Source organism: Arthrobacter sp. MAHUQ-56, assembly GCF_019710585.1.
GTDB lineage: Bacteria > Actinomycetota > Actinomycetes > Actinomycetales > Micrococcaceae > Arthrobacter.
This window is the reverse complement of sequence record NZ_JAIFZQ010000026.1, coordinates 121,932-135,033: the sequence shown is the minus strand read 5'-3', so window position 1 is coordinate 135,033 and position 13,102 is coordinate 121,932. Positions and strand designations below refer to the sequence as shown.

Here is a 13,102-nt window from a genome sequence, read left to right as displayed (position 1 = left end):
GACGGCGCTAGCCCGCCACGTCCCGCCGACGGAAACCCACGACGGCGAGCGCCAGCAGGACCGCGGCCGTACCGGCGGACACCAACACGCTGTCCCACGCCGTGCCCTGCCTCAGCGGGTCGTGGGCGATGTACTGGAAGAACGGGGACACCTTCTGGATCCGGTCAAAGACATCCACCAGCGGCGCCAGGGCGTTGACGATGTACGCGAGCACCGCCAGCACGGCAGGCACTCCCCGGCTGAGACCCGTGTGCCCGGTGCCCGCCGACAGTGCCAGGGCAAGGGAGCCGAACACGACGCCGAGCAGGGCAAGGTGCAACATGGCGGCCGCCACTTTGTCGGTGGGAAGGACCATGTCCACCATGCTGCCTTCAAGCACCAGGGACACCCCCATCACGGCGGCCAGCAGGAACGTGCCCAGGACCATTGCGGCGAACTTGTCCAGCACCACCCTGCCCCGGCTGACCGGGTTGGACAGCAGCAGGTCCATGGTGTGCCGGTCCTCCTCCCCTCCGATGGCACCCGCACCGGCACTGATTGAGTAGATCAGCACGGCAATCGGCCCCATGAAGGAGAGCAGTTCAACCTGGATGTATCCGGTGGGGGTGGACATGTCAGCGCTGGAGGTTGCGAACAGGGAGCGGAAGGCCTCCGGCATCTGGTCGATGAAGTCGCTCATCGACGGCTGGGACTGGACCGAGGGCCAGATCGCCGCATAGGTGGCCACGATGAGCGCCAGGGAGACGGACCAGGCCAGCAGCGTCCTGCCCTGGTCCCGGAGCGTCTTAAGCAGGACGTTAGCGAGCATGCCCAGCCTCCGCTTCCACCCCGCCGGGCCTGCCTGTCCCGGCCGTGTCCGTCCCGGGCCTGCCTGTCCCGGCCGTGTCCATCCCGTAGTACCCCAGGAACGTTTCCTCCAGCGGTGCTTCGGAGCACTCGAAATCCTCCACCTGACGGGCACTGACCCGCTTCAACAGCGCGTCAAGGGCTGCCTGCGGCGCGCTGCAGGCCAGCGACCGGCCGTCCACCCGCACGTCCCGCACGCCGGGCACCCCCGCGAACTCGGCCACGGACACCTCTTCGGCGAACCGGGCCCGCACCTGGTGAAGGGACCGGGCAGCCAGCTCCTGGAGCCGCTCCACCGCCACCAGTTTTCCCGCACGGACCACACCAATCCGGTCGGCCACGCGCTCCACCTCGCCAAGGACGTGGGAGGAAAACAGCGCTGAGCCGCCGGCCGCCGTGTGTTCGCGCAGGATGGCATGGAAGACCTGCTGAACCAGCGGGTCGATGCCGCTGGTTGGTTCGTCCAGCACCAGCAGCCGCGGCCGGGACATCACCGCAAGGACCACTGCAAGCTTTTGCCGGTTGCCCCGCGACAGCGTGCGGGCCGGCCGGTCCAGGTCCAGTTCGAGCCGCGCGGCGGTCCGGGCTGCCAATTCGCTGTCGTCCCGGTGCCGCAGGTGGGCGCAGTATGCAATGTGCTGGCGGCCGGTCAGCCGGTCATAGAGCGCTGGCTCCCCGGGCACGTACCCCACGACCCGGTGGACTTCGCGCGACTGCCGCCACGCGTCCAGCCCCAGCACGTACGCTGTGCCGGAGGTGGGCCGCAGCAGGCCCATCAGGAGCCGGATGGTGGTGGTCTTGCCTGCCCCGTTCGGTCCCAGGTATCCGAATACTTCGCCCGGCCCGATGGTGAGGCTGACGCCGTCGAGCGCTGTTGTCCGGCCAAAACGCTTCGTCAGTCCGGCGGTTTGCACTATGTCTTCCCCGCTCATGGAGCCAAGGCTATGCGCGGCCTGCACGCCGCTCCAGAGTCCTTTGGCCTGCGGCGGGAGGCGTTGGACTCTGGCGGGACCGCTGCGCACGGCGCCGGCGCATCCCGCCTAGACTGCTCTCATGCCTATCGTCCCCGATGAGAAGGACTGGACCTGGGTCCTGTCCCGCACCTGCCCGGAATGCTCCTTCGACGCCTCAACCGTGACGCCGTCGACGGTCCCCGGAACCATCCTGAGCCTGCTCCCCCGGTGGCGGGCAGTCCTGCGCCGGCCGGACGTGGCGGAGCGTCCCGACGACAGCACCTGGTCCGCACTGGAGTATGCCTGCCATGTCCGGGACGTCTTCACCCTGTTCGACCAGCGGCTGAACCTCATGCTGGCATCCGATGACGCGCGGTTCGAGGACTGGGACCAGGACCGGACGGCCGTGGAAAAGGACTACGCCAACGCCGACCCCGCCGTGGTGAGCGCCGAACTCACCGCCGAAGGACACCAGGCCGCCGAGTCCTTCGCCGCCGTCCGGGAAGAGGACTGGCCGCGGAAGGGACTGCGCAGCAACGGCTCCGAATTCACCGTCCTGACCCTGTCCCGCTACTTCCTGCACGACGTTGTCCACCACCTCCACGACGTCGACGGGTAGCGCCGCCGGACCGCCGGGTCCCTAGCGGGGCGGCGGGTTCCTAGCGGGACCCGGCCAGCGATCCGGCCGGCCGCCCTGAGGCTGCCAAGTCCAGCCGCGCGTCGTCGGGGTGGATGTCGGCGGGGTTGTGCGTAACCAGCACCACCGTGCGGTCCCGGAGTCCGGCGCGAAGGTCTGCGAGCATGGCCGCGGCGGACTCCGCATCCAAGTGCGCCGTGGGCTCATCCAGCAGAATGACCGGCGCCCCGGTCATCAGGGTCCGTGCCACGGCCAGCCGCGTGCGCTCCCCGCCGCTGAGGAAGGCGCCGCCGGGGCCGATCCGGGTATCCAGGCCGGCGGGCAGCCGGCGTACCAGCCCTGCCAGTCCGACGGCGGCGAGCACCGCTTCCAGTGCACTGTCCTGTCCGCCGGCAGCTTCGTTGGGCGCAGGTTCCGTGGGCACGGGTTCATTGGGAGCAGTGCCGTCCAGGCCGGGCCGTCCCAGCAGCAGGTTGCCCCGGATGGTCGAGTCGAAAAGGTGCGCCTCCTGCGGGCACCAGGCCGCCTTGCCGGTGACCCGTGCGGCACCGGCTGCGGCGGGGAGGAAGCCGAGCAGGACCGAGAGCAGAGTTGATTTTCCCGATCCCGACGGGCCGGTGACCGCCAGCCAGCGCCCCGGTTCCGCCACGGCATCCAGGCCCGAGAAGACCGGGGCGCCCCCGGGCCATGCCGCGGCGAGGCCTGCCAGCTCGACTCCGGGTTTCTGGCCGTTCCTGGCCGGAACCGGCTGCAGGCCCGTGGCGCTGCCACCACCCTGGGAGGGCAGGTGCGCCCCGCCGTCGAGCGCGCCGGATCCGCCCACCCGCCGCACCACGGTACGCAGGGCCGGGAACTGGCGTACCGCCGTCGTCATGGCCGCATACGGTTCCACCAGCGCAAGGAGCAGGAGGACCACCACGGCCGCCGTCGCAGGTGCAAGACGTGCTGCCAGGACGTCGGGGGCGGCCAGCCACGCGGCGGCCAGTGCCGCCGCCCCGCAGCCGGCGGTGGCAATGGCGTGGCCCAGGCCGTCAGCCCAGGCCGAACGCTGGGACGCGCGGGTGGCTCTCCGGTCTTCCGCCCTCAGGTCCTCGAGCACCCGGGCGGCCACCCCGTTGGCGTGCAGCTCAGCCCGCGCGTCGAGGGCCGCCGCGGCGCGCCGCAGGACGCCGGAGCGCAGGACCTGTTCGCGCGCTGCGGACCTGCGGTCCCCCCACAGGGCGGCCGCCGGCGCCAGCAGCAGTCCGCCGGCAGCTGCCGCGGCGACGGCGGGAAGCGCGGCCGGCACGAGGATGCCGGTGGCGGCCAGGGCAAGAAACGTCACCGCCAGCGCGGTGACTGGCGGAAGGATGACGCGCGGCAGGAGGTCGCGGATGGTGTCGACGTCGTCAATCACGGTGCCCAGGACGTTGCCGCCCTGCAGGAGCCGCCGCAGCGACAGCGCCCGCCGGCTCAGCGATTCCCAGAGCCGGCCCCGCAGCCTGGTGAGGGCGGCGAAGACGGCGTCGTGCAGCAGGAGCCGCTCCCAGTAGCGGAAGACGGCCCGTCCGATGCCGAAGAACCGGACCCCCACGATCGCCGTCAGGAGGTACAGGATGGGCGGCTGTTCGCTGGCCCGGATGATCAGCCAGCCGGACAGACCGGAAAGCGCGACAGCGAAGACGGCCGCCAGGATGCCGACGAGGGCAGCGGCAGCGAATTTGCCCCGCACCGGCGCCAGGATGGCAGCGAGAAGCCGGGCCGCACCGGACGAGGCGGCGGCCGGCTCCGGTGTCGGGCCGCCGGGGCCGGGGCCCGCGCCGGTTTCGCCCCTTTCGTCCGGGACTTCCTGGAGTGCCGCGGCAACCGGATGCTGCGCGGGCAGCGCCGCGCCGGGCCCGCCCGCGCGGTCTCCCGAGTCTGCGGGCAGCGGCTCCGGCGTTCCGGCCGGAATGACCGGCACCAGGTGGTCGGCAAGGTGCCGGGTGCGGTCGTTGTGTGCCACCAGGATGACGGTGGCCTGCCCGCGGAGCCTCCGGATTGCGTCCTCGACAGTGGCGGCGGAGGCATCGTCGAGGTGCGCGGTGGGTTCGTCGAGCAGCAGGAGGGTGGCACCTGTTTCGATCCTGGCCAGTCCTCGGGCCAGCGCCACGCGGCGCAGTTCGCCGGGGCTCAGTTCCGACTGGTGCTTCCCGGCCAGGGGGCCGGCTCCCGCGCGGGCCAGGCAGCGCTCCGCCGCTTCCACGGCTGACCTGCCGGTGACGCGTCCGGAGTCGGGTGTGAGGTACAGCAGGACTTCGTCCAGGACCGTGTCCGCCACCATGACGGGATGCTGCGGCACCCAGGCCACCGCGTGGCGGTCCAGGTTGCGGATGGATCCCGTCATGCTGGTCCCGCCGCCGGTGCCGACCGTTCCGGCGAGCACGCCCAGGACCGTGCTCTTGCCCGCGCCGCTGGGGCCGTCCAGTGCCGTGATCCTTCCCTGCGGCGCGGCGAAGGTGAGCGGTCCGACGGCGGCACCGGACCGTCCGCCGAAGCGCACCGTCAGCGCGTTGACCTCAAGCGGAGCCGCCGGCCTGCCCGCCTTGGCGGCAGGCAGCGGGGCCTGCGCGCCTCCCCCTGTCACCGCGGTGGTTTCCGCGAGCGCTGCACGGCCGTCATCGCTGGCATGGTGGGCTGTGCCCAGCTCCCGCAGCGGGAGGTAGCAGTCAGGTGCCAGGAGCAAGGCCAGCAGGCCTGCTTCCAGCGGCATGTCGCCGTGGACCAGGCGGACGCCGATGAACACCGCCACCACCGCCACGGAGATGGTGGCGATGAGTTCCAGGGCAAGGGCGGACAGGAAAGCCGTGCGGAGGGTGCCCATGGTGCGGGTGCGGTATTCCTCGGAGATCTCCTCCAGGGCCTTGCGCTGGGCTGTGGCGCGGCCCAGACCAACGAGGACCGGCAGGCCTTTGGCGAGTTCGAGCATGTGCGCGGAGAGCCTGGCCAGGGAGGCCTGCGCCTGGCGCACGCTGTCCTCCGTGTACCGGCCGATCAGCACCATGAACACGGGGATCAGCGGAACGGTCAGCACGATGACGACGGCGCTCACCCAGTCTGCGAAGAGAATCCGCGCGCCGAGGAGCAGCGGGACGGCGGCGCAGTTGACCAGGGCGGGCAGGAACTGCGTGTAGTAGCTGTCCAGGGCATCGAGCCCCCTGGTGGCCAGGACCGCCAGGCCGCCGTCGGCAGGACCGGCGGTGCGTACACCGGTCCGCAAGGCGTGTTCCAGCAGTCCGGCGCGGAGCTCCTCCTTGACGCCCAGGGCTGCCCGGCGCGCCGCCACGGCCTGTCCCCAGACGGTCAGCGAACGCAGGACGACGCCGGCGGATCCGGCCGCCAGCTGCCCTCCCCAGTCCGGGTTCCCGGCAACGAGCCCGGCCAGGATGGAGGCGACCGCCTGGCCGATGAGGACCAGGGACAGGGCCTTGAGCGCTGCCAGGAGCCCCAGCCAGTAGAGGGCCGAACGGGTTGCGGGACCGGAGGGGAAGGTGGGCCGCACGTCAGCCCTTGGTGGTGAAGGCCCTGGCGGCGATCGCCGGGAGGAAGCTGTGTGCCTCGGGAATGGAGGCGGCGCTGACCCGGCGGCGGAAGACCCAGTAGGTCCAGGCCTGGTAGGCGATCACCAGCGGCAGGCCGAAGGCCGCGACCACGCTCATCAGCCCCAGCGTGTAGTCCGAGGAGGACGCGTTGGAAACGGTGAGGTCGAAGGCGCTGTCCACGGTGGAGGGCAGCACCACCGGGAACACGGCGCCGAAGATTGAGGCGGTGCCCAGGACCAGGAACGCGCCCAGGGCCAGGAACGCGCGGCCTTCCGAACCGTTGCGGGCCAGCAGCCATGCGGTGGCAGCGGCCGCCACGGCCAGGACGACGGCGGCCCACGTCCAGGGCTTGCCGTCCATGAACTGGATGGCGAGGGCCCAGGCCGCGATGGGCAGGAGCAGGACCGGCAGGAGGCGGACGAACCACTGCCGGGCGCGGTGGCGGACTTCACCGTCGGTCTTGAGGGCAAGGAAGGCCAGGGCATGCAGCAGGGAGAAGCCCACCACCGCGAGCCCGCCCAGCACTGCATAGCCGCTGAACCAGGCCAGCGGACCGCCCTCACGGTCACCGTTCGCATTCAGGGGCAGCCCCGTGGTGGTCAGCGCCAGGGCGGCGCCCACGCCGAAGGCCGCAAAGAGCGAGCCCAGCGCGATGGCCCAGTCCCAGCGGTTGCGCCAGCTGTCGGTGTCCACCTTGCCCCGGTATTCGAACGCGACCGCGCGGAAGATCAGGGCGAGCAGCACCACCAGCAGCGGCAGGTACAGGGCCGAAAACAGCGAGGCGTACCAGAGCGGGAAGGCGGCGAAAGTGGCGCCGCCCGCGGTCAGGAGCCACACCTCGTTGCCGTCCCAGACCGGCCCAATGGTGTTCAGGAGCACCCGGCGTTCGGTGTTGTTGCGGGCGAAGGCCTTCATCAGCATCCCGACGCCCAGGTCGAAGCCCTCCAGGAAGAGGTAGCCGGTCCACAGCACTGCGATGGCGATGAACCATATGGTGGGAAGCAGTTCCATTGTTCGTTTCCTCTGCTAGTAGGCGAAGGCCAGGACGTCGTCGGCCGGTTTGGCTCCCCCGGTGCCGCCGGGCGTCTGGTCCTCGTTTTCGTCCGCGGGTGCGTGGCCGAGCTCGGGCATCGCGGAAACTACGCCGCCGCGGATGTACTTGACCAGCAGTTTCACTTCCACCACCAGGAGGACGGCGTAGACGGCGGTCAGGGCCACCAGGGAGGCAATCAGCTCCCCTGCGGAGACGCCGGGTGACACGGCAGCGGCGGTGAACATGAACACCTGGTCGATGCCGCTGGGATCGGGGTTGGGGGCCACCACGAAGGGCTGGCGGCCCATCTCGGTGAAGATCCACCCGGCGGCATTGGCGCCGAAGGGGGCCAGGATGCCAAAGACTGCAAGCCGCATCAGCCAGCGCGATTCCGGCACCGTCCCCTTGCGGGTGACCCAGAGGGCCACCAGTGCCGCGAGGGCGGCGAGGCCGCCGAAGCCGATCATCATCCGGAATCCCCAGTAGGTGACTTCCATGACGGGTACGTACTGGATTTCCTGGCCCGCGCGCTCGCCGTAGATCGGGTTGTCCGGCAGGTGCGTTCCGTAGTTCGCCTTGTACTCGGGCAGCAGGCTGTTGACGCCCTTGACCTCGGTGGTGAAATCGCCCTTGGCCAGGAAGGAGAGGATGCCGGGGACTTCGATCACTGCCACGACGTCGTCGCAGTTCTTCGAGCCCACGTTGCCCACGCTCAGGATGGAGAAGCCGGTGCCGTCATGGCAGGCGGCTTCCGCGGCGGCCATCTTCATGGGCTGTTGCTGGAACATCAGCTTGCCCTGGAGGTCGCCGGTGACGGCGGTGCCGGCGAACGAGATCATGGCCACCACTGCGCCGATCCGCAGGGAGCGGATCCACACATTGTGGTCGGCGCGGTCACGGCCCGGGATGCGGGCGTCTTCGCCGGGGACCACCCGGCCGTCGGCACCCACCGTGTCCACGCCGTCGTGCCGCCTCCGCCACAGGTGGTACCAGGCGATGCCCAGCAGGAAGCCGCCGGCCACGGCGAGGGCGCCGAACAGGGTGTGCGGGACGGCCACCAGGGCGGTGTTGTTGGTGAAGACGGCCCAGGCGTCGGTCATCACCGGCCGGCCGTTGATCATTTCCACCCCTACAGGGTGCTGCATCCAGCTGTTCGCCACGATGATGAAGTAGGCGGAGAGCGCCGACCCAATGACCGCCACCCACAGGCAGGCGAGGTGGATGGCGGGCTTGAGCTGCTTCCAGCCGAAGATCCACAGGCCCAGGAACGTGGATTCGACGAAGAACGCCAGCAGGGCCTCAAGTGCCAGCGGGGCGCCGAAGACGTCACCCACGAAGCGGCTGTACTCGCTCCACGCCATCCCGAACTGGAACTCCTGGACGATGCCGGTGGCCACGCCCATGATGAAGTTGATGAGGAACAGCTTTCCCCAGAACTTCGTCATGCGGAGGTACTCGGGCTTGCCGGTGCGGTACCAGGCGGTCTGGATGACGGCGACCACCAGGCCGAGTCCAATGGTCAGCGGCACCATCATGAAGTGGTAGACGGTGGTGATGCCGAATTGCCAGCGTGCGATTTCCAAGGCGTCCAAGGCAGTCCCTACTGTTAGGCAATGCAGTTCTTCTACGTTCCGTAGAACTCTAACTTCTACAAAGTGTAGAACATGTCTGGCGGCGGTAAAACCGGAAGTGCCCCCTTCCAAGGATGGCGCGGACGGGCGCGGCACGCCAGATGTTCTACCCGGTGTAGAAAGTGGGGCGGTTTCCGGGTAAATTTAGTTCTGTAGTTGAACAACCGCGTGAAGTCATCGGACGCTGAAGGGCGGCCGGTGCGGGGATACAAAGGAAAAGTGCTATGGCTAGTCTTGGTGAACTGGAACGGGCAGTGATGGACCTGCTCTGGGCGGGCCAGGAAGCGGCTACGGCCAATACCCTGAGGGACCAGCTGGCCCGGACGTCGGCGGCGCAGGGCGGCCCTGGCCATGAGGGCAAGGAACTGGCCGTCACCACCGTACTCACGGTGCTCTCACGGCTGGAAAAGAAGGGCCTGGTGGAACGCGAACGCGGCACCCGCCCGCACCGGTACCAGGCAGTGTCGAGCCGCGCGGACCACACTGCCGAACTGATGCACGAGGTCCTGGGTTCCGCACCGGACCGTGAAGCGGTGCTGGCGCGGTTTATTGGGTCCGTCTCCGAAGGTGAAGCTGAAACACTGCGCAAGCTGCTTGGCCACGCGTAGCGGACCATGTTCTGGGCCTCATACCTGCTGGCGGTCCTTGCAATAATCCTGGCCTGGCCGGTGCCGATCCTCCTGTCGAAGGCGCAATGGCCTGCGCGCTCGCCGTTCACGGCCATGCTCCTGTGGCAGGCGATCGCACTCGCCGGTGGGCTGTCCATGATCGGTGCCATGCTGGTCTATGGCCTGGAACCGGTCGGCGACAACCTGATCGCCGGACTCCGGGCGCTGGCGGGCATGGTTCTCTTCAATGCACCCACCACCGCCCTGGGGTTCTGGCACATCTTTGCGCTGTCCGCCGCGGCCCTGCTCACGGCGCACCTCGTTTTTACCCTGCTGCTGACCTACTACAAGATCCAGCGGCAGCGGCGGCGGCACCGCGAACTGCTGACCCTGCTGGCTTCGCCGTCGGGGCAGGACGCGGGAACACTGGTCATCAGCCACGACTCCCCTGTCGCCTATTGCCTCCCCGGCGGCGCCCGCTCCGTGACCGTCCTGTCCGACGGGCTGATGGCAGCCCTTGAGCCGGCCGAACTGCGCGCCGTCATCAGCCACGAAAATGCCCACCTCAGCCAGCGGCATCACCTGCTCCTCTGGGCCTTCGCGGCCTGGCGGCAGGCCCTCCCGTGGCTTCCCACCACCCGGCTGGCGCAGGAGTCCGTCAACTCGCTGATCGAAATGCTGGCCGACGACGTCGCTTTGAAGACCGAAAGCAAGGCCACACTCATCAAGGCCATCGCCATCGTCGCCAGCGGATCGGCCGGAAGCCCGGCAGCCGGTGAACTCCGGCCCGCCTCGCCTGGCCTCGCGTTGTCGAGCCTGGAAACCGGCCCAGGCGGCCCCGGTGCGGACGCGGTCCGTACCACCGCATCCCGGGTCAGCCGCCTGCTGTCACCCCAGCCGCAGCTCCCTGCCGCCGCCCGTGGCCTCGTGCTGGCATGCTCGGCCCTGCTGCTGGCGCTTCCCACTGCCCTGCTGGTGGTTCCCGGGCTGCTCGGCTGAACTGCCGTCGTCGTGCTTCAAGCCGGTGGCTGGGCTTGCCGGCATCCCGGCTCCGACAAACCCGCCGTCCTGGCCCCGACGCCCGTCAGGCGTCGATCCGCTCCCGATCCAGGCTGGATGCTCCGGCGATGATGAAGTCCTTGCGCGGCGACACGTCCGAACCCATCAGCAGATCGAAGATCTCCTCCGCCTGCTGGGCGTTTTCGATTCCCACCTTCCGCAGCGTGCGGTGCCGCGGGTCCATGGTGGTCTCGGCCAGCTGCTCTGCATCCATCTCGCCCAGGCCCTTGTAGCGCTGGATGGGTTCCTTGTACCGTTTGCCCTCCTTGGCCAGGCGGGCAAGGAGCACATGGAGTTCGGCCTCCGAGTAGGTGTAGATCATCTCATTGGCCTTTTGGCCCGCATTGATGACTTCCACGCGGTGCAGGGGCGGTACCGCGGCGAACACCCTGCCTTCGAGGATCATGGGCCGCATGTACCGGAAGAAAAGCGTCAGCAGCAGGGTACGGATGTGCGCTCCGTCCACGTCGGCGTCGGTCATGAGGATGACCTTGCCGTACCGCGCGGCACTGATGTCGAAGCTGCGGCCGGACCCGGCGCCCACCACCTGGATGAGGGCCGCGCACTCCGCGTTGGAGAGCATGTCCCCCACCGAAGCCTTCTGGACGTTGAGGATCTTGCCGCGGATGGGCAGCAGGGCCTGGAAGTCCGAGGACCGGGCGAGCTTCGCGGTTCCGAGCGCCGAGTCGCCTTCCACGATGAACAGTTCGGAACGTCCGACGTCGTCCGTGCGGCAGTCAGCCAGCTTGGTGGGCATCGAGGAAGTTTCCAGGGCGTTCTTTCGGCGCTGGGTTTCCTTGTGGACACGGGCCGAGATGCGCGACTTCATCTCGCTGACGATTTTTTCCAGGAGCAGCGCCGTCTGGGCCTTGTCGTTCTTGTTGGACGAACTGAGCTTGGCCGTTATTTCCCGCTCCACCACTTTGGCCACGATCGCGCGGACGGCGGAGGTGCCCAGGATCTCCTTGGTCTGGCCCTCGAACTGCGGCTCGGCGAGCCGGACGGTGAGGACCGCCGTGAGGCCGGCGAAGATGTCGTCCTTCTCGATTTTGTCGTTCCCGGCCTTGAGCTTGCGGGCGTTGTTTTCCACTGCCTTGCGGAACGTCTTGACCAGGGCCTGTTCGAAGCCGGACTGGTGCGTGCCGCCCTTGGGGGTGGAGATGATGTTGACGAAGCTGCGGACGGTGCTGTCGTAGCCGATCCCCCAGCGCAGGGCCACGTCCACTTCGCAGTCGCGCTCGACCTCCGCCAGCTGGCTGTGCCCGCGCTCGTCCAGGACGGGGACAGTCTCCTTGAACTTGCCCGAACCGTGCAGCCGCCAGACGTCCGTGACGGCAGGATCGGCCGCCAGGAAATCCACGAATTCGGAGATGCCGCCGTCGTGGTGGAAGACCTCCTCGTGCGGGCCGGCCTCACCGGGGGTCCCAGGGAACTTGCGCTCATCCCGCACGGTGAGTTTGAGGCCGGGCACCAGGAAGGAAGTCTGCCGGGCACGGGCCACGAGGTCGTCATAGGAGAACTTGGCGTCCGGGGTGAAGATCTGCCGGTCGGCCCAGTACCGGATGCGGGTGCCTGTGACGCCCCTCTTGGCTTTGCCCACGACATCCAGGACGGAGTCCTCGACGAACGGTGTGAAAGGTGCGGACGGGTCCAGGCGCGATACGGTGTCCTTGAACCTGCCGGGCTCGCCCCGGCGGAAGGACATCCGGTACGTCTTGCCGCCGCGGTCCACCTCGACGTCAAGACGGGAGGACAGGGCGTTCACCACGGAGGCTCCGACGCCGTGCAGGCCTCCGGAGGCAGTGTAGGAACCGCCGCCGAACTTTCCGCCTGCGTGCAGCTTGGTAAAGACCACCTCGACGCCGGTGAGCCCGGTCTTGGGTTCCTTGTCGATGGGAATGCCGCGGCCGTCGTCGTGGATTTCCACGGAGTTGTCCGCGTGAAGGATGATCCGGATGTCGTGGCCGAAGCCGGCCAGGGCCTCATCCACGGAGTTGTCGATGATTTCCCAGAGGCAGTGCATGAGGCCGCGCGAGTCGGTTGAGCCGATGTACATGCCCGGCCGCTTGCGGACGGCTTCGAGGCCCTCCAGCACGGAGAGGTGCCGGGCAGTGTACTCAGAGCTTGGTGCCACTGGTGATGAACTCCTTCGAGGACGTGGAAGCGGGAGCTAAAACCGCTCCTTCTAGGGTAGTCGGACGCGCACGGCACGCCCGTCTGCCACACCCGGAAGCGGGTGTGCAGCGCGCCACCAGCTTTCGTGGCGGTGCTGCGAAGGGCCATTCTTGACCGAACCTTGTGGATACGCGGACAGCGAACTTGCCCCATCCTTGCGCTGGTTTGGATACGAATGCTGGTTATATAGATGTACAGATCTACTAAGGAGGCCGATATGACAACAGCAGTGGCAGATCGCACACTCAACGCACTGGACCGGTGCGACCGTTGCGGAGCTCAGGCGTATGTCCGGGTTGTACTCGAGTCCTCCGGCGGTGAGCTGCTGTTCTGCGGCCACCACGCCCGTGCAGTCGAGGCAACGCTCAAGCCGTTGAGCTCGGACTGGCACGACGAAACGGGAAAGCTTCACGAGAAAGCTGCCGTTGAGATCGACTAGATGAGGCATCGGTAGCAACGAACCCGGTGGGACCCCTCCGTAACGGAGGGGTCCCACCGGCGTTTAAGCCGCTTTCCGTTGAGGCTGCTTGCGGTTCGGGCCGGCGTGTTAGCCAGACCCGCGTGTTAGCCGGACCCACCTGTTAACGGGAGAGGGCCGCG

Annotated in this window: 10 protein-coding genes; 4 read left to right on the top strand and 6 right to left on the bottom strand. The window is 68.5% G+C overall.

All coding sequences use genetic code 11. The features are described from left to right. Positions 1-7: 7 nt before the first annotated feature. Together K4G53_RS20585 and K4G53_RS20580 are read right to left on the bottom strand one after the other, a co-directional pair. On the bottom strand, positions 8-808 hold the full coding sequence (locus tag K4G53_RS20585; protein ID WP_221387547.1) for an ABC transporter permease subunit: 801 nt from the start codon (positions 806-808) through the stop codon (positions 8-10). Further along, a complete protein-coding gene (locus K4G53_RS20580) occupies positions 798-1,778 on the bottom strand; it encodes an ABC transporter ATP-binding protein (protein WP_221387546.1) in 981 nt (326 codons plus the stop codon). The genes K4G53_RS20585 and K4G53_RS20580 overlap by 11 nt, the downstream gene beginning before the upstream one ends. 121 nt (positions 1,779-1,899) lie before the next feature. On the opposite strand from K4G53_RS20580, the gene K4G53_RS20575 reads away from it, so the two are divergent. Further along, positions 1,900-2,418: a DinB family protein gene (locus K4G53_RS20575; protein WP_221387545.1), complete on the top strand. Its 519-nt coding sequence runs from the start codon at positions 1,900-1,902 to the stop codon at positions 2,416-2,418. Positions 2,419-2,458: 40 nt separating this feature from the next. On the opposite strand, the gene cydD is transcribed toward K4G53_RS20575, so the two are convergent. From cydD to K4G53_RS20560, 3 genes are read right to left on the bottom strand one after another with little or no spacing between them, the layout of a single operon-like run. Continuing rightward, a complete protein-coding gene (cydD, locus tag K4G53_RS20570; protein WP_221387544.1) occupies positions 2,459-5,956 on the bottom strand; it encodes a thiol reductant ABC exporter subunit CydD in 3,498 nt (1,165 codons plus the stop codon). 1 nt (position 5,957) lies between these two features. Further along, positions 5,958-7,007, bottom strand: a complete 1,050-nt coding sequence (cydB, locus tag K4G53_RS20565) for a cytochrome d ubiquinol oxidase subunit II (protein WP_221387543.1) — start codon at positions 7,005-7,007, stop codon at positions 5,958-5,960. A 15-nt stretch (positions 7,008-7,022) separates the two neighbouring features. Next, positions 7,023-8,621, bottom strand: coding sequence for a cytochrome ubiquinol oxidase subunit I (locus K4G53_RS20560; RefSeq protein WP_221387542.1), 1,599 nt, complete (start codon positions 8,619-8,621; stop codon positions 7,023-7,025). Positions 8,622-8,884: 263 nt separating this feature from the next. Between K4G53_RS20560 and K4G53_RS20555 the strand changes: the two genes are divergently transcribed. Both K4G53_RS20555 and K4G53_RS20550 read left to right on the top strand, forming a co-directional pair. Beyond that, a complete protein-coding gene (locus K4G53_RS20555; protein ID WP_221387541.1) occupies positions 8,885-9,268 on the top strand; it encodes a BlaI/MecI/CopY family transcriptional regulator in 384 nt (127 codons plus the stop codon). A gap of 6 nt (positions 9,269-9,274) precedes the next feature. Next, positions 9,275-10,267 (top strand): M56 family metallopeptidase, encoded by a 993-nt coding sequence (locus K4G53_RS20550; RefSeq protein WP_221387540.1) that lies wholly within the window; start codon positions 9,275-9,277, stop codon positions 10,265-10,267. Between the two features lie 85 nt (positions 10,268-10,352). Here the strand turns inward: K4G53_RS20550 and K4G53_RS20545 are convergent, their stop codons facing one another. After that, the gene (locus K4G53_RS20545; protein ID WP_221387539.1) at positions 10,353-12,461 is read right to left on the bottom strand and encodes a type IIA DNA topoisomerase subunit B; all 2,109 of its coding nucleotides are present in this window, start codon (positions 12,459-12,461) and stop codon (positions 10,353-10,355) included. Positions 12,462-12,719: 258 nt separating this feature from the next. Here K4G53_RS20545 and K4G53_RS20540 point away from each other — a divergent pair, with 258 nt between their 5' ends. Next, entirely contained in the window at positions 12,720-12,941 is a 222-nt protein-coding gene (locus tag K4G53_RS20540; protein WP_013600696.1) for a hypothetical protein, read from the top strand. The last annotated feature ends 161 nt before the right edge of the window (positions 12,942-13,102 follow it).